The organism is Dactylosporangium sp. NPDC000521 (genome assembly GCF_042898305.1).
In the GTDB taxonomy this organism is placed as follows: Bacteria; Actinomycetota; Actinomycetes; order Mycobacteriales; family Micromonosporaceae; genus Dactylosporangium.
The window spans coordinates 532,016-549,294 of the sequence record NZ_JBIAYW010000008.1 but is presented as its reverse complement, the minus strand read 5'-3'; the positions used below and the strand labels follow the sequence as shown (position 1 = coordinate 549,294).

General features: G+C 71.1%; 13 protein-coding genes. 4 read left to right on the top strand and 9 right to left on the bottom strand.

Features of this window, described 5'->3' with window-relative positions:
* Positions 1–160: 160 nt before the first annotated feature.
* The 6 genes from ftsX to ACFY3L_RS27900 all read right to left on the bottom strand — a co-directional run bounded on the left by ftsX (position 161) and on the right by ACFY3L_RS27900 (position 7,144).
* Positions 161–1,036: a permease-like cell division protein FtsX gene (ftsX, locus tag ACFY3L_RS27925; protein ID WP_389330075.1), complete on the bottom strand. Its 876-nt coding sequence runs from the start codon at positions 1,034–1,036 to the stop codon at positions 161–163.
* Positions 1,037–1,105: 69 nt separating this feature from the next.
* Complete coding sequence (ftsE, locus tag ACFY3L_RS27920) at positions 1,106–1,786, bottom strand: cell division ATP-binding protein FtsE (protein WP_344501596.1); 681 nt, start codon at positions 1,784–1,786, stop codon at positions 1,106–1,108.
* A 226-nt stretch (positions 1,787–2,012) separates the two neighbouring features.
* Entirely contained in the window at positions 2,013–3,128 is a 1,116-nt protein-coding gene (prfB, locus tag ACFY3L_RS27915; protein ID WP_389330071.1) for a peptide chain release factor 2, read from the bottom strand.
* A gap of 43 nt (positions 3,129–3,171) precedes the next feature.
* Positions 3,172–3,687 (bottom strand): PadR family transcriptional regulator, encoded by a 516-nt coding sequence (locus tag ACFY3L_RS27910; protein ID WP_389330068.1) that lies wholly within the window; start codon positions 3,685–3,687, stop codon positions 3,172–3,174.
* Positions 3,688–3,769: 82 nt separating this feature from the next.
* Positions 3,770–6,190, bottom strand: coding sequence for a protein kinase (locus ACFY3L_RS27905; protein ID WP_389330064.1), 2,421 nt, complete (start codon positions 6,188–6,190; stop codon positions 3,770–3,772).
* Between the two features lie 132 nt (positions 6,191–6,322).
* The gene (locus tag ACFY3L_RS27900; protein ID WP_389330062.1) at positions 6,323–7,144 is read right to left on the bottom strand and encodes a tryptophan 2,3-dioxygenase; all 822 of its coding nucleotides are present in this window, start codon (positions 7,142–7,144) and stop codon (positions 6,323–6,325) included.
* A 26-nt stretch (positions 7,145–7,170) separates the two neighbouring features.
* Between ACFY3L_RS27900 and ACFY3L_RS27895 the strand changes: the two genes are divergently transcribed.
* The gene (locus ACFY3L_RS27895) at positions 7,171–8,799 is read left to right on the top strand and encodes a hypothetical protein (RefSeq protein ID WP_389330059.1); all 1,629 of its coding nucleotides are present in this window, start codon (positions 7,171–7,173) and stop codon (positions 8,797–8,799) included.
* Here ACFY3L_RS27895 and pruA read toward each other — a convergent pair.
* Positions 8,796–10,415, bottom strand: coding sequence for an L-glutamate gamma-semialdehyde dehydrogenase (pruA, locus tag ACFY3L_RS27890; RefSeq protein WP_389330056.1), 1,620 nt, complete (start codon positions 10,413–10,415; stop codon positions 8,796–8,798). The two genes, ACFY3L_RS27895 and pruA, sit on opposite strands and share 4 nt — an antisense overlap.
* A gap of 133 nt (positions 10,416–10,548) precedes the next feature.
* On the opposite strand from pruA, the gene ACFY3L_RS27885 reads away from it, so the two are divergent.
* Entirely contained in the window at positions 10,549–11,373 is an 825-nt protein-coding gene (locus ACFY3L_RS27885) for a hypothetical protein (protein WP_389330053.1), read from the top strand.
* Positions 11,374–11,378: 5 nt separating this feature from the next.
* Here ACFY3L_RS27885 and ACFY3L_RS27880 read toward each other — a convergent pair whose 3' ends face one another.
* Positions 11,379–11,885, bottom strand: coding sequence for a DUF6912 family protein (locus ACFY3L_RS27880; RefSeq protein WP_389330050.1), 507 nt, complete (start codon positions 11,883–11,885; stop codon positions 11,379–11,381).
* A gap of 112 nt (positions 11,886–11,997) precedes the next feature.
* Here ACFY3L_RS27880 and ACFY3L_RS27875 point away from each other — a divergent pair, with 112 nt between their 5' ends.
* A complete protein-coding gene (locus ACFY3L_RS27875; protein WP_389330047.1) occupies positions 11,998–12,231 on the top strand; it encodes a helix-turn-helix domain-containing protein in 234 nt (77 codons plus the stop codon).
* A 317-nt stretch (positions 12,232–12,548) separates the two neighbouring features.
* Complete coding sequence (locus tag ACFY3L_RS27870; RefSeq protein ID WP_389330045.1) at positions 12,549–13,235, top strand: Rv3235 family protein; 687 nt, start codon at positions 12,549–12,551, stop codon at positions 13,233–13,235.
* Positions 13,236–14,237: 1,002 nt separating this feature from the next.
* Here ACFY3L_RS27870 and secA read toward each other — a convergent pair.
* Entirely contained in the window at positions 14,238–17,141 is a 2,904-nt protein-coding gene (gene secA / locus ACFY3L_RS27865) for a preprotein translocase subunit SecA (RefSeq protein ID WP_389330042.1), read from the bottom strand.
* Positions 17,142–17,279: the final 138 nt, after the last annotated feature.

Genomic DNA, 17,279 nt, shown 5'->3' with positions numbered 1-17,279 from the left:
TTTAAATTAACCCACCCTTCACGTTTTTTTTTTTCCTTACCGCCCAAAAATATTATTTTTTCTTTTTTTGTTTTTAAAAAAGGGGGGGGGGGTGTTTTTTTTTTGGGGGGGGGGGGGGGGCCCCCACCCCCCCCCACCCCTCGTGGAAACAGCCCGCGGGTCAGACCCGCACGTAGAACCGCAGCGTGATCCAGGCCGTGATCGCGCTGACCAGGCCGCCGGCGCCGGCGAGGACCGGCAGCATCAGCCAGATGCTGCTCCAGTCGATCGGCAGCAGGACGTTGGCCAGGGCCTTGAGCGACCCGTCGATGAAGAAGAACTTCGCGGCCACCAGGCCGCCGAAGGCCAGCAAGGCGCCGATCAGGCCCGCGAAGACCGCCTCCAGGACGAAGGGCAGCTGGATGAACCAGTTGGACGCGCCGACGAGCTTCATGACCGCGACCTCACGGCGCTTGCTGTAGGCGGCCACCTGGATGGTGTTGGCCACCAGGAGCAGCGCCGCGGCGCCCTGGATGATGGCGACGGTCAGCGCGAGCGTCTGCAGCGCGCCGAGCAGCTCGAAGACCTTCTTCAGCAGCTCCTGCTGGTCGACGATGTCGCTGACGCCAGGCTGGGAGACGAACTCCTCCTGGAGCTGCTTGACCGTCTTCGGGTCCTTGAGCTTGACGCGGAACGACTCCGGAAGCGAGTTCTCCTTCGTCGCGCTCACCAGGTCGGGCGCGTCCTTGAACTGGATCTTGAACCGCGCGTACGCCTCGGCCTGGCTCTCGTACGTCACCTGCTTGACCAGCGCGTTGCTCTCCAGCGCGCCCTTCAGGCTGTCCCGCTGCTCCGGAGTGACGTCGGCCTTCAGGAAGATGGACACCTCCACCCGCTGGTAGAAGAAGTCCTCCATCTTGTTGACCTGGAAGAACAGCAGCAGGCTCGCGCCCAGCATGGTCAGCGACACCGTCATCGTGATGATCATCGCGATGGTCATGGTGACGTTTCGCCAAAGTCCGGTCAGGACCTCGGACAGGATGTACTTCATACGCATCGGGTGGGGTTCCTTCCCAGCGGACCCGGCAACGTCAAGGGGTGGCTACAACGAGATCTCTGGCGATCGTCAGCCGTAGACACCACGCGACTGGTCCCGCACGATCCGGCCGCTCTCGATCTCGACGACCCGGCGGCGCATCTGGTTCACGATGTTGGAGTCGTGGGTGACCATGACCACCGTGGTCCCGGTCCGGTTGATCCGGTCGAGCAGGCGCATGATCTCGATCGACGTGTCCGGGTCCAGGTTTCCGGTCGGCTCGTCGGCGAGCAGGATCAGCGGCCGGTTGACGAACGCGCGCGCCACGGCGACGCGCTGCTGCTCACCACCGGACAGCTCATGGGGGTAGCGGTGCTCCTTGCCGCCCAGGCCGACGAGCTCCAGCACCTCGGGGACGACGCGGCGGGCGACGCCCTTCGACTTGCCGATGACCTCGAGCGCGAAGGCGACGTTCTCGTACGCGGTGCGGTTGGGCAGGAGACGGAAGTCCTGGAACACGCAGCCGATCTGCCGGCGGAACGCCGGGATGCGCCACGAGCGCATCGAGGTCACGTCGCGCTCGTTGACGACGACCTTGCCCTTGTTGGGCGTGACCTCATGCAGCAGCAGCTTGATGATCGTGGACTTGCCTGAGCCGGAAGGTCCGATGAAGAAGACGAACTCGCCCTTCTCGATGTTGACGGAAACATCGTCGAGTGAGGGGCGGGACGCCTTCGGATACGTCTTCGTCACGTGGTCAAGCCGAATCACGGGACGTGAGTCTACGCGGTGTGACATCCACGCCAAGTACGCGAAGTGCGTCACGTGGCGTTTGCCCCAAATGCGAACCCGAAGAGCTGACCCGAACCGCAGGGAGACACGTAATTCGAGCCGCAGGTGTGATGTACACCTCACCTGCGGCCTTGAACGTCCAATTACCGAAGGTGATCGCCGCACTCCAATGCGATGATCGCATCCCGGTGGTCACCCGAACGGGTCACGCGGGATTGAGCTCCCGCTGCTTGCGCCACCGGATGCCCGCGTCGATGAAGCCGTCCAGGTCGCCGTCGAAGACCGCGGTGGGGTTCCCCGTCTCGTGCTCCGTCCTGAGGTCCTTCACCATCTGGTACGGGTGCAGCACGTACGAGCGCATCTGGTCGCCCCACGAGCCCTGGACGTCGCCGCGGAGCTCGTTCATCTTCGCGGTCTCCTCGGCCCGCTTCAGGGCGAGGAGCTTGGCCTTCAGCACGCCCATGGCGGTCGCCTTGTTCTGGATCTGGGACCGCTCGTTCTGACACGAGACGACGATGCCGGTCGGAAGGTGGGTGAGGCGCACCGCGGAGTCGGTCGTGTTGACGCCCTGACCGCCGGGGCCGCTCGACCGGTACACGTCGACGCGCAGCTCGTCGTCGGGGATCTCCACGTCGTCGGTCTGCTCGACGACCGGCACGACCTCCAGCGCGGCGAACGACGTCTGCCGGCGGCCCTGGTTGTCGAACGGGCTGATCCGCACGAGCCGGTGCGTGCCCGACTCGACCGACAGCGTCCCGTACGCATACGGGGCCTTCACCGCGAACGTGGCCGACTTGATCCCGGCCTCCTCCGCATACGAGGTGTCGTAGACGTCGGTGTTGTACCCGTGCCGCTCCGCCCACCGCAGGTACATGCGCAGGAGCATGTCGGCGAAGTCCGCGGCGTCGACGCCACCGGCGCCCGCGCGGATCGTGACGAGCGCCTCGCGGGCGTCGTACTCACCCGAGAGCAGGGTGCGCACCTCGAGCTCCTCGATCGACTTCTTCAGCGCCGCGATCTCGTCGGCGACCTCGCCGAGCGAACCCGCGTCGTCCTCGGCCTGGGAGAGCTCCAGGAGGACGACGGCGTCGTCGAGCTTGGCCCGCAGCCGCTCCAGCTTGCCGATCTCGCCCTGCACGTAGGACAGGCGGGACGTCACCTTCTGCGCGGCGACCTGGTCGTCCCACAGGTTGGGCACGGCCGCCGCCTCTTCGAGCTCCGCCTTCTCCTTGCGGAGCCGGTTGAGGTCGAGGACGGCCTCGATGTTGCGCAGGATGCCATCAAGGTGCTTCAGCGATTCGGCGTGGTCGAGAGCGGTCACCCTCAAAGACTACGCCGGACCGGCGGGCGTCAACGGGCGGGCGCTATTTGGTCGGGGCGCTCTTCAGCCACGTGAGGGCGGCCTTGTGATAGCCGACCGCGAAGTCCAGGGACGCGGCGAAGAACTCGTCGCCGGACTTCTTCGCCTCTTTGGCCATTTCCCGCGCCTCGGTCAGCGCCGCATTGTGGTATTCCACCGCCTGCGCATACACCTGCTGCAGTTGCGCACCGGTCTGCTGCACGCCGAAGGCGACACGCAATGCGACAGGATTGCGCAGCGCCTCCCGGCCGGCGGGCTCCGACAGCCAGCGGGTGAATGCCCGCTTCCCGGCGGGCGTGATCGCATAGGGCTGGCTCGAACGCGCGCCGGGCTTGCCGAGCTTGACATAACCGGCGGCGGCGAGCGCGGGGAGCTCACGGTAGACCTGGCTACGGGTCATCGACCAGTAGGCGCCGAGGCGTCGCTGGGCGGCGGCCATGAGCTGCCCACCTGTCATCGGCCCCTCGTGCAGCAGACCGAGCAGGGCCGCCGCCGTCGCGTTGACTCCAGATTCCGCCATGAGCCCTACGCTGTCATCTTTCTCCGGCCCAGTCCAGGATTTCGACAAATCCACTGTCGACTGTCGCGTCGCGACTGTCGAGTTAGGACGGAAACTTCGGCGGTGAAGGAAAGGACGGCATCGTCGGGAACGGGGGCAGAGGATCACCGATGCCCGGCAGGCTCCGCCCCGGCGACGGCACCGTCGTCGGGCGCTTCGTGGGCGGTTTCCCGCCTCCGCCGCCGCCCGGCGCGGTGGATTCCTCGACCGGGGGCGCGCTGGACGGCTCCGTCTCCGTGGAGGGCTCCGCCGAGGCCGAAGGGGCGGACGAGGCGCTGGGGACGACCGCGGGCGTGGTGCCGTTCACCCGCGTGGGCTGCCGGCCGTCGCCGTCGAACGCGCCGCTCATGAGCACGGCACCGACGCCGAGCAGGATGAGCAGCAGCACCGCCCCTCCGACACCGGCGAGGACCCGGCGGTCGGACCGGCGCTCGCCGGCGGGCGGAGCGCCCGCGGACGACCCGTCCTCGTCGTCGGTGGCACGCAGCCAGGTCAGCGCGCCGGAGTCAGGGTCCGGGTCCGGCGGCCCGTCAGCGGAGGACGCCAGGACCTCGGTCGGCGGCTCGGCGGAGCCCTCAGCGTCCACCAGCGAGGGGTCCACCGGCGTGTCGATCTTGACGAGCGAGGGTCCGGGGACGGCGCCGGTGGGCCGGTCGGGCAGCACGGGCCAGGCGGCGGGAACGACGACATCGGTGGACCGCTCCCCCGCGGCGGATGCCTCTTCGGCGGGGGCCTCCCGCTGCTGGGGAACCGCGGGTGCGAGCATCACGGTGAACGCATCCGGGTTCGGGGTCTCCTCGGCCGCCGGCGGGGCGGGCTCGGCCCCTTCGGGCGTGCCGCTGCCCCAGAGCGGGACATCGGTCACCAGCTCCGGCCCGTCATGTCCGGTCTCGACCAGATCATCCTTATCATCGGTTTCGTCTGCGTCCGCCGGTACCGCGGCGTCCTCCGCGACGACGTCGGCGGCGGGCTCGGTGGGGGTGGCGGGGGCGGCCGGCGCGACGAGGGCCTGCTGCAGTGCCGCGAGCGCCCCGCCAGGAACGCTGTCGACGGGCTTGTCGAGCACCACGGCCGCCGGCTCCGCCTCGGGAGCCTGCGCGATGACCTCGGTCGCCGGCTCCGGCTCCGAACCGGGCGCGATGACCTCGGTCGGGGGCTCCGGCTCTGCGGCAGGCGCGATGACCTCCGCCGCCGGCTCCGTAGCAGGTGCGACGACCTCGGTCGGGGACTCCGGCTCCGCAGCAGGCACGATGACCTCCGTCGCCGGCTCCGGCTCCGTAGCAGGCACGATGACCTCCGCCGCCGGCTCCGGCGCGGACACGATGACCTCCGTCGGCGGCTCCTCCGGCGGAGAAGCCGGCAGCGGGGACGGCACGGTGGGCAGCTCGGCGACGTCCTGGCGGACCGACGCGGCGAACGCGCCCGCCCCCTGCGCCTGCGTGGGCAGCTCGGCGAGCGGCAACCCGTTCGGCTCCGTCTGCAGGTCCTTGATCGGCACGGCCACCATGAGCGCCGCCGAGGCAGCGGCCGGTGAGGTCGGGGCGGTCGGCAGCGGCACCCAGTCGACCCGGCGGACCGGGGCGGACACGGGCGCGGTCTGCTCGGCGGAGCGGACCCAGAAGGTGACCGCCTCGGCGGGCAGCCGCGGCAGCGGCTCGAAGCCGTCCAGCGCGCCCTCGGCGACCCTGAGCCGGCCCACGATCGAGGCGGCCGCCGGTCGCATGCGCGGGTCGAGCTCCATGCAGGCCTCGATGATCGGCCAGAGGGCGGCCGGCATCCCGGGCGGTGGCACGGGCACGCAGTCCGCGTGGCGGCGCAGGACGTCGTTGGGGGATCCGCCGCGGTACGGGCTGCGGCCGCAGATCAGCTCGAAGAGCACGACCCCGAGCGCGTAGACGTCGGAGGCGGGGCTGGGCAGGCCGCCCGCGACGACCTCGGGCGCCACGTACTCGGGCGTGGCGTGGGTCGGCCCGGCGGGCTGGTCGAGGCGGCGGGCGACGCCGAAGTCGGCGAGGCGCACCGGGCCGCCGTCGAGCGGGACGAGCAGGTTGCCGGGCTTGACGTCGCCGTGGACGATGCCGGCGGCGTGGACGTACGCGAGCGCGTCGGCGACCTGAGCGACGACCTCGGCCGCGACGGCGGGCGGCAGCGGGCCGTCGGCGCGCAGCCGGCGCCGCAGGTCGGGCCCGCCGACGAGCTCCATCGCGATGGCGAGCAGGCCCTTGCCGGTGATCAGGTTGTGGACGCGGAGGACGGACGGGTGGTCGAGGCCGGCGAGCAGCTCGGCCTCGCCGAGGAACCCGTCGACGAGCTCTGGCACCTCGGCGGCCTCGGCGCGCATGACCTTGACCGCGACCCACTGGCCGGTCTGCTCGTCGTACGCCCGCCAGACCGCGCCGATGGCGCCCCGGGCGACCTCGGTCTCCAGGCGGTACCGGTCGCCGAGCAAGGTCTTCGTCTTCATTGCGGACCCCTCCCCATCACGTAGGACGGTAGGCCCGCATCGATGCCGGAAGGCGGCCCGGGTGGGCCGGTTGGCACAAAGAAAGGAGTAGCGACGCTACATGTGCCCGCCCGGCTTCCCCAGCGGCCGGCACTACATGTGCGAGCGCAGCTCCCACAGCTCCGGATAGAAGCGCAGCTCGACCCGCGAGCGCAGGTAGGCCCCGCCGGCGCTGCCGCCGGTGCCGGCCTTGGTGCCGATCTGCCGCTCGGCCATGAGGACGTGCCGCGCCCGCCACATGCCCCACGCCTGGTCGTGCGCGACCATCGTCTCGGCGAGATCCCAGAACGGGCCGTGGTGCTCCCGGTCGCGGGAGATCGTGAGCAGCGACGCGATCCGGTCCTCCTTGGTGGCGACGGCGAAGCCCGCCTTCTCCAGGGTGGCGAGGAACGCCTCCCAGAGGCTCGGCTCCTCCAGGCGCTGGTTGAGCCGTGCCTGCTCGGCCTCGGACAGGCCGCGGAAGCGCTGCAGGTACGTCGGATCCTTCAGCCCGGAGAGGAACTCGATCTCCCGGAACTGCGCCGACTGGAACCCCGAGGCCGGGGCCAACTTGTTGCGGAAGCGCAGGAAGTCCTGCGGGGTCATCGTGTCGATCACGTCCACCTGCCCGACCAGCACCCGCTGGATCGCCAGGCAGCGCTCCAGCCGCACCCTCGGCAGATAGGTCTCGCCGGCGAGGAGGCGGTCGCGGGCGTCGGTGAGCTCGTGGAGGATGAGCTTGAACCACAGCTCATACACTTGGTGGATGGTGATGAAGAGGAGCTCGTCGTGCGCGGCGGGGTCCGACTCGGGGACCTGCGCGTCGAGCAGACCGGCCAGTCGCAGGTAGTCACCGTACGTGAGGCGGCCGCCCTGCTCCCCGAAATGCGCGTCCTGCCAGTTGCCGGCGGCGTTGCCGGGCGATGGGTTGGTCACCTCCCAACGCTATAAGGTCACCACTCGTGACGAGAGTTGCACTGGTCAGCTGGCTCGGTCGGTTGGCGGCGGATGAGCTCGGCGCGGTGCTGCGCCGCCGTCCCGACGCGCTCGGCGCGCCGCCGCCGGACGACCTGGTGCAGCTGGCCGCGCGGCTGACCGCCCGGACCGGCGTCGACGAGGTGGTGGCGGGCCTGCCGCTGCCGGCCGTGCAGATCCTGGAGGCGCTGGGCGGCGGTGGGAGCCTGGAGGCGCTGGGCGGCGGCGGTCGGAGTCCGGTGCCGCTGCCGGAGCTGGCGGACCGGCTCGGGGTCGCCGCCGACGACCCGGCGCTCGACGCGACCCTGCAGGTGCTGCTCCAGCGGGCCCTGGTGTGGCCGTCGGAGGACGACACCGCGCTGTTCACCGCGGCGCAGCTGCCCGCCCCTTCCGGGCATGACGACTTCGAGCCGGTCCCGCCGGCGCCGTCGCTGCGGCCCGCCGACCGGACCCGGGTGCGGGACGCGGCGGTACAGGCGGCGACACTGCTGCTGGAGCGGCTTCCGGTGCTCCTCGACGCGGCGGCGGCGCGCCCGCTGAGCCGGCAGCGCTCCGGCGAGGTCGCGGTGCGGGAGCGGCGCCGGCTCGCCTTCACGACGGGGCTGGACGAGCCGACGGTGGCGCTGCTGGCGGACCTCGCGGTCGCGGCGCGGCTGCTGGGGCCGGACGGGGTGCGCTTCGTGCCGACGCTCGCCTATGACGAGTGGGCCGACCGGGCGCCCGCGGACCGGCTCGCCAGGCTGCTGACGCAGTGGTGGTCGGGCGAGCCGCTGCGGCGGGTCGTGGTGAAGGCGCTGCACGAGCTGCCCCCGGACACGGCCGTCGCCGACGTGGTGTCGCTGGCGCCGCTCGTACGGTGGACCGCGCCGCTGCAGACGAGGACCCTGGACGACCTCGGGTCGGTGGTGGCCGGCATCGTCGACGAGGCCGCCCTGCTGGGCGTGTGCGCGGCCGGGGCGCTGAGCCCGCTCGGCCGGGCGCTCGCCGAGGGGCGGGGCGTCGCGGAGGTCGCGGAGCGGCTGCTGCCCGCGGCCCCGCCGGCGGACGCCCTGCACGTGCGCGGGGTCGGCAGCGTGATCGTCAGCGACGACACCGACCTGCTGGACTCGCTGGTCGCCGACGGCACGCTGGCGGCGCTGAAGCTGCGCCGGGTCGCGCCGACCGTCGCCGGGTCGGCGCTGTCACCCGTGGACACCCTCGCCGCGCTGCGGGCCGCCGGCTATCGCCCGGCCCGCGACGCCGGCCCGGGGCCGGTCCGGCTGCACCGCGCGCGGGTGGACCACGCGCGGCGCCCCCCGGCCCGTTCCACCGTGGACCCCGGTGAGCTGGCGGCGCGGTTGCTCGTACCGACGCAGCGAAAGCCCGATCCGCTGGAGCTGATCCGGCAGCGGGCGCCGCAGCTGGGCGCCGAACAGGCCCAGCTGCTCGCGACCGCGGTGGAGGACGGCTCGCCGGTGTGGATCCGCTACGTCGACGCGCACGGCCGCGCCTCCGAACGGGTCATCGACAACGCGCACCTGTCCGGCTCGACCATCGACGCGTGGTGCCGGCTGCGCCGCGACGACCGTGCCTTCACCCTGGACAAGATCGTCGCGGTCGCACCCGTACGCGTTTAGCCCATGTGCGGGTAGCGGTGGTCGGCCGGCGGCACGAACGTCTCCTTGATCGTCCGCGGCGACGTCCAGCGCAGCAGGTTGTGCCACGATCCGGCCTTGTCGTTGGTGCCGGAGGCCCGCCCGCCGCCGAACGGCTGCTGCCCGACGACCGCGCCGGTCGGCTTGTCGTTGACGTAGAAGTTGCCGGCGGCGAAGCGCAGCGCGTGCGACGCCCGCTCGACGGCCTGCCGGTCGGTGGCGAAGATCGAGCCGGTGAGCGCGTAGGGCGCGACCGACTCGGCCTGCGTGACGACGGCGTCGAAGTCGGCGTCGGGGTAGACGTGGACGCCGAGGATCGGGCCGAAGTACTCGGTGGTGAAGACCTCGTGCGTGGGGTCCGTGGCCTCGACGACCGTCGGCCTGACGAAGAAGCCCTCGCTGTCGTCGGTCGTCCCGCCGGCGACGACGGTGCACGAAGGTGAGTTCTTGATCCGGTCGAGGGCCTGGGCGTGCCGGTCGAACGCCCGCCGGTCGATGACGGCGCCGCCGAAGTTGCTGAAGTCGGTGACGTCGCCGTAGGCCAGGTCGTCGGCGGTGGCGGTGAGCTGGTCCTTGATCTTCGCCCAGATGCTGGCCGGCACGTAGGCGCGGGACGCCGCCGAGCACTTCTGGCCCTGGTACTCGAACGCGCCGCGGATCAGCGCCGTGGTCAGCGCGGCCGGGTCGGCGGACGGGTGCGCGATCACGAAGTCCTTGCCGCCGGTCTCGCCGACGATCCGCGGGTAGGAGCGGTACTCCCGCTCGGCGACGATCCGGTTGAGGGTGCGGAACACGGCGGTCGAGCCGGTGAAGTGGATGCCGGCCAGGTCGCGGTCGGCGAGGGCGACCTCGGACGTGGCGAGCCCGTCGCCGGTCACCATGTTGATCACGCCGGCGGGCAGGCCGGCGGCCTCGAACAGCCGCATCGTCAGGTGCGCCGCCAGCTGCTGCGTCGGCGACGGCTTCCACACGACGGTGTTGCCCATGAGCGCGGGCGCGGACGGCAGGTTGCCGGCGATCGCGGTGAAGTTGAACGGGGTGATCGCGTAGACGAACCCCTCCAGGGGCCGGTGGTCGAACCTGTTCCACACGCCGGGCGACGACTTCGGCTGCTCTTTGTAGATCTGCTGCGCGAAATGGACGTTGAACCGCAGGAAGTCGATCAGCTCGCAGGCCGCGTCGATCTCGGCCTGGATCGCGGTCTTGCTCTGCCCGAGCATGGTCGCGGCGTTGAGCGTGTCGCGCCACGGGCCCGCGAGCAGGTCGGCCGCGCGCAGGAACACCGCGGCCCGCTCGCTGAACGGCAGGTCGCGCCAGCCGGGCGCGGCCCGCTTCGCCGCCTCCACGGCGTCGGCGGCGTCGGCGGTCGTCGCGTTGTGGGTGACGCCGAGCACATGCCGGTGGTTGTGGGGCTGCACGACGTCGATCGGCTCGCCCGACGCCATGCGCTCCTTGCCGTCGATCGTCATCGTCAGCTCGAACCGCTCGCCCGCCAGCTCGGCCAGGCGGCGCTGCAGGCTCTCGCGCTCCGCCGACCCCGGCGCGTAGCCGCGGACCGGCTCGTTGGTCGGGTCAGGCACGGCGAACAGGCCATCCATCACGGGACTCCAGATCTCTACTCGGCAACGTCGGCGAGGTTCCCTCTCATCTTCCCACGGTCCCCTGAACCGTCGTTCGGGTCGTTTCCGCGTACGCTGCTAGCTCGTGGCAACAAAGGTCGTCTCGTCTCCGGTGGATCGCAGGCCGTACACGGTGGTCGTCGTCGCGCTCATGCTGCTCGCGCTGACGCTCTGGTCGACCTACAGCGTCATCGCCAACGCGGCGAGTGAGTTCCTCGTCACCACCCTGGCCGCCCTGGTGCTGCCGAGCGTCCTGCTCGCCACGGCCCTCGCCGGCGGCGCCGCCGGGGTCCTGGCCGTCGGCCTGCTGCCGTGGCGCCGGCTGCTCGCGGGCGCCGCCGGCGGTCTGGTCGTGGGGCTGCTCGCGATGGGCGGGATGCTGGTGTCGTACCACCATGGGCCGGCCGTGCCGTACGTCGCGGCGGTCGTGGCCGTGACGGGCGCGCTCGGCGGCGCGGCGGCCGCGTTCCGCTTCCTGGAGGCGGTCACGGCCGGGATCGCCGGCGGCGTGGCGGCCACCGCGCTGGGGCTGGTCGCCGCCTACTTCCAGAACGACCTCGTCGACCTCTTCGGCAACCAGGAGACCGTCGGCACGATGGCCGAGGCCGCGTCCCGTCTCCAGCTGACCACGTCGATCCTCAGCGGCGTGCTGGCCGGCGTGGTCGCGTTCTTCGCGTTGCGGCGCAGCGGTGCCGCCCTGCCGTGGCCCGCGTACCCGGCCGCGGGCGCCGCCGCCGGCGTCGTGACGCTGCTCTCGACGCTGCTGGGCTGGCTGGGGCGGCTGCCGCTGACCGCGATCGTCGAGGACTACAGCTCCTTCGACGCGCAGATCATCTACAGCCGGCTGCCGGAGCAGATCAACCACGGGATGATCGTGCTCTTCGCGGGCGCGTTCACCGCGATGATCCTGGTCGGCCGGACGATGCGGCGCGCTTGAGCCCGCTAAGGGATCAGCTGGTCCAGCTCTGACGGGTCGTACCACTCCAGCTCGTGGTCCTCGGCGCCGTCGACGGTGAACTGCGCGTCGGGGTCGCCGGCGGCGGCCTCCTCCACCACCTCCGCGGCGGCCGACACCTCCGGCTCGGCGTCACGGCCGTCGACGTGGATGGCGGCGACCGCCCGCAGCGGCACCTTGCCCGACACCTCGACCTGGCTCGACCCGAGGTCCAGCCCCGCCATCTTCAGCGCCTTCTCCGGCAGGTCCACGCAGAGCACGACCCTGCGCCGCGGCGCCTTGGGGTCGTGGCGCAGGAGCCGCAGCGCGCTCTGCGCCGCCCGGGTGAACGCGACGTACTCCAGCTCCTCCTCGTCGCCTTCCGCGTACCATTCCCGCAGCGCGGGCGTGACGGCGTGCGCCTCGGCCGGCGGGGGCAGCTCGCCGCCCTCCCGCAGGACGGCCAGCTGGGCGAGGGTCGCGGGCAGGTACACACGGGTGAGGTCACTCGTCACGCCACCTGTACTACACCCTCACCGCCGTTTTCGGTGTGGAAACGCCCGCGTGTCCTCGTCGCTTGGGGGGCCGTCCGAGGCTGTCGGGGCCTAGCGGTGGCAAACTGAGGTCATGGAGCCGCGATTCCTGCTCATGGCCGACGTCGCCGAGCAGTTGAACGTGTCGACGTCGCAGGTCTACCACATGGTCCGCAGCGGCGAACTGCCCGCGATCAAGGTCGGCGGCCGGGGCCAGTGGCGGATCGAGCGCTCCAAGCTGGAGGAATACATCGAGCGCAAGTACGCCGAGACGGCCGAATGGGTGCGCTCGAACCCGCTCGCCGACCGCCTCAACGACGCCCTGTAGCGCTGCTCGCACGCGCAAAGCGACGCTTACCACTTTGCCCGGATTTATCGTCTCTTTACCGGCGAGTTGATCTTGCGTTTGCTTGCGTTTGCCTTGACTGGGGTGCGGGACGGTCGTAGAACTGAGGAGGCAAACGTAGGCAAACGCAAGGATCGGGGGAAGTCATGGCGCCCACCACGACGCCCGCTCGCCCACGCCGCGCCCGCACGTCGGCGTCCCGCCTTGGCGCCGCGGCCACCGCCTCGCCGTCCCGCCGAGCAGGCACGGCCACGCGTTCACCCGGCTCGGCCTCGCCACCGGCGCCCTCCCTCGCCGGCGTGACCGACCGGCCGGCGCCCCCGCCCAGCGACGCGGCCACCCCACCGGCGATCCGGCCCGGCGAAACCGCCCCACGGCGCAAAGGCGCTGCCGGCCGCTCGGCGGCACTGTCTGGTGGCGCGGCCGTTGTGGCCCGTCCCGCTCCGCCGCTCGACCCGCCGTGCGAGGAGGCCGTGGTCCGCCGGCCCTCGCAGCCCACCGGCGGCATGGACTTCCTGCCGGGCGACTGGGTGGCGTTCCCCACCAGAGCGACCCCGGCCCCTGCTCGCCAGGCCCCGGCACCACCTTCAGCCGGCGCAGCCAGCGCGACCGGTGTGGCGCCCCCGTTGCCGCCGCACCCGTCCGCTCAGCGGTTCGTCGGCATGTGCGTCGAGATCCTCAATGGGTACCGGCCGGCCTCGCACCTGCGGCAGGTCACTCATCCGAAGCACTGCACCGCCATCACCGACCAGCTGATCCGCCGGACCGTCCGCGTCCGCATGGCCCCGTCCCACGCCGCCCGGCAGGGCCACCTGGTCCGCGTCAGGCGCATGCTCGTCACCGAACCCCTGCCCGGCGTCGCCGAGCTGGTCGCCATCCTTGAGCAGGGCACCGCCACCTGGGCGATGGCCGTCCGCCTGGAGCGCCTGCCCCACCGGACCACCGGCCACCCCACCTGGCTGTGCACCCTGGTCCAGGTGGTCTGAAGCCCCGGTGCCGCCCGCCGAGGGAGGGCGGCAGGCGGCACCGGTCCAAGTCCTTGTTCCCTCGCCTCACCGCCCGTCCCGGCACGAAGCAGGAAGGGCCCTGACAGGGCAGCGGGAGCCCCACCCGGTCAACCTCGCGGACCGGCAAGGCTCCCGCTGCCCGACACACCTCACCGCCGAGATACGCAATGACCCCCGGTGCGCCCTCTGGAGGGGGCGGCGGGCGCACCGGGACTCCACCCACCGGCCACACCGGCCCATCCGGGCACGAAGCAGGACAGCCCCCGACCGGGCAGCGAAGCACCACCGGTCAACCCCGCAGACCAGCAAATCCCCCGCTGCCCGACACCTCGGCCACCGAGGTCCGTAATGACTCCCGGTGCGCCCGCTGGAGGGGCGGCGGGCGCACTGGGACTCCACCACCACACCAGCCCGTCCCGGCACGGGGCAGGACGGGCCCTGACAGGGCAGCGGGAGCACCGATCGGTCAACCTCGCGGACCGGACGGTGCTCCCGCTACCCGACACCACCTCACCACCGAGATACGCAATGACCCCCGGTGCGCCCCCTAGAGGAGCGGCGGGCGCACCGGGACTCCACCCACCCGCCACACCAGCCCGTCCCGGCACGGGGCAGGACGGGCCCTGACAGGGCGGCGGGAGCACCGATCGGTCAAACTCGCGGACCGGACGGTGCTCCCGCTACCCGACACCACCTCACCACCGAGATACGCAATGACCGGCGGGCGCACCGGGGGTCCACCAGCACGGAACAGGATGTGCCCCGACAGGGCAGCGGAAGCCCACCGGTCAACCTCGCAGACCGGCAACGCCCCCGCTGGCCGGCACCTTGGCCACCGAGGTCCGTAATGACTCCCCACTGCCAACCCGAGCACCGCTGGGCTCGACGTCGATGACAGCAGGGTGCGGACATGCGGACGCCCGCTGTTCTGCGGAAAGGAGCAGAGCGGCGGGCGTCCGATGGGGCAGGCAGGCAGCGCGGTCAGGCGCCGCCGGGGGCGCCGTGGCAGCGCTTGTACTTCTTGCCGGAGCCGCAGGGGCAGGGGGCGTTACGGGACGGTCCGTTGCCGGCGACCGCCTGGCCGGGGGACGGCTTGCGGGCCGCCGACGGCGCGGCCGGGCCCGAGCGGCGCACGCCCGGGGTCGGCGACGACGAGGCCGGGCGGGCGGTGCCGCCGCCCAGGCCGAGTGCGGGCGCCTCGCTCTGCTGCTCGATGTGCACGCCCGCCTCGCCGTCGATGGTCGGGGCGGAGTACTGCAGCGCGCGCGGCTGGCGGCCGCCGCCGAGGCCCTTGGCGCGGATCTCGACGTGCGGCTCGGGCAGCGGGACGTTGGCGCCGGTCTCGGCGGCCGACGCGACGTCCAGCACCGGGGCCGGGGCCTCCTCGACCTGGACCTCCAGGTTGAAGAGGAAGCCGACGGCCTCTTCCTTGATGCCTTCCTGCATCTGCTGGAACATGTCGAAGCCTTCGCGCTGGTACTCGACCACCGGGTCGCGTTGCGCGTAGGCCCGCAGCGTGATGCCTTCCTGCAGGTAGTCCATCTCGTAGAGGTGCTCGCGCCACTTGCGGTCGATGACGTTGAGCAGGACCTGGCGCTCCAGCTCGCGGACGGCCTCGGCGCCGAGCTCCTCCTCGCGGCGGTCGTAGGCGGCGTGGGCGTCGTCGATGAGCTGGTTCTTGAGGAACTCGGGGTCCAGCGAGCCGCCGGCCTCCTCCTCCAGGTCCTCGATGGTGACGCCGACCGGGTAGAGCTGCTTGAGGTTCGTCCACAGCTGCTCGAGGTCCCAGTCCTCGGCGGTCTCGCCGAGGGAGGTGGCGGCGGTGACGTAGTCGCCGACGACGCCGTCGATCATGTTGCGGACCTGCTCGCTGAGGTCCTCGCCGTCCAGGACGCGCTTGCGCTCGGCGTAGATGACCTTGCGCTGCTTGTTGAGGACCTCGTCGTACTTGAGGACGTTCTTGCGGATCTCGGCGTTCTGCGCCTCGATCTGGGTCTGCGCGCTCTTGATCTGGCGGGTGACCATCTTGGACTCGATGGGCACGTCCTCGGGGATGTTGAAGCGGTCCATGACCGCCTCGACGGCGCTGGCCCGGAAGCGGCGCATCAGCTCGTCCTGCAGGGACAGGTAGAAGCGGGACTCGCCGGGGTCGCCCTGGCGGCCGGAGCGGCCGCGGAGCTGGTTGTCGATGCGGCGGGACTCGTGCCGCTCGGTGCCCAGGACGTAGAGGCCGCCGGCGTCGGTGACCTCGTCGGACTCCTCCTCGACGAGCTTCTCCCAGCGCGGGAGGGCGTCCTCGAAGGCGGCCGCGTACTCGTCCGGGGCCTCCACCTCGTCGAGGCCGCGCTGGCGCAGCTCGGCGGCGGCGAGGTACTCGGCGTTGCCGCCGAGAAGGATGTCGGTGCCGCGGCCGGCCATGTTGGTGGCAACGGTGACGGCGCCCTTGCGGCCGGCCTGCGCGATGATCTCGGCCTCTTTGGCGTGGAACTTCGCGTTGAGGACGGCGTGGGCGACGCCGCGCTTGCGCAGCAGCTGCGACAGCAGCTCGGACTTCTCGACGGAGACGGTGCCGACGAGGATCGGCTGGCCGAGGGCGTGCCGCTCGACGATGTCGTCGACGACGGCGTTGTACTTCGCCTTCTCCGTCTTGTAGATCACGTCGGGGTGGTCGACGCGGACCATGGAGCGGTGGGTCGGGATGCTGATGACGCCGACGCCGTAGACCTTGTTGAACTCGGCGGCCTCGGTCTGGGCGGTGCCCGTCATGCCCGACAGCTTCGTGTACAGGCGGAAGAAGTTCTGCAGGGTGATCGACGCGAGCGTCTGGTTCTCCTGCTTGATCTCGACGCCCTCTTTGGCCTCGATGGCCTGGTGCATGCCCTCGTTGTAGCGGCGGCCGTGCAGGATACGGCCGGTGAACTCGTCGACGATGAGGACCTCGCCGTCGTTGACGACGTAGTCCTTGTCGCGCTTGTAGAGCTCCTTCGCCTTGATGGCGTTGTTCAGGTAGCCGACCAGCGGGGTGTTGACCGACTCGTAGAGGTTGTCGATGCCGAGCTGGTCCTCGACCTTGCCGACGCCGCGCTCGGTGACGGAGATCGTGCGCTTGGACTCGTCGACCTCGTAGTCGCCGTCGCCGTCCTTGCCGCGCTTCAAGCGGCCGACGACGCGGGCGAACTCCTGATACCACCGCGCGGACTGCTCGGCCGGGCCGGCGATGATCAGCGGGGTGCGGGCCTCGTCGATCAGGATCGAGTCGACCTCGTCGACGATCGCGAAGTTGTGACCGCGCTGCACGAGCTCGTCGCGCGACCACGCCATGTTGTCGCGCAGGTAGTCGAAGCCGAACTCGTTGTTGGTGCCATACGTGATGTCGCACTCATACGCGGCCCGGTGCGCCGACGACGGCTGGTTGGGCAGCACGGTGCCGACGGTGAGGCCGAGGAACCGGTGCACGCGCCCCATCCACTCGGCGTCGCGCTGGGCGAGGTAGTCGTTGGTCGTGATGACGTGCACGCCCTTGCCCGAGAGCGCGTTGAGATATGCGGGGAGCACGCAGGTGAGGGTCTTGCCCTCACCGGTCTTCATCTCGGCGATGTTGCCGTAGTGCAGGGCGGCGGCGCCCATGACCTGCACGTCGTAGTGTCGCTGACCGAGCACCCGGGAGGCGGCCTCGCGCGCGACCGCGAACGCCTCGGGCAGGATGTCGTCCAGCGTCTGACCGTCGGCGAGCCGCTCCTTGAACTGGTTCGTCATGTCGGCCAGTTCTTCGTCGGAGAGGTCGGCGTACTCCTCCTCCAGCGAGTTGACGGCAACTGCGACAGCCTTCAACCGCCGCACCTGGCGACCTTCGCCGGCGCGGAGGATCTTCTCGAAAATCGACACGGGTCAGCGCTCCCTTAAACGTCTGCGACCCATCGTAGGCGGCTTCCCGCCCGAACTGCCGCCCCCGCCCACCCACTCTACGGACACTGATGGACAAAACCGTACAAATCGCATCCACGTACCGGAGAAATATCCGTC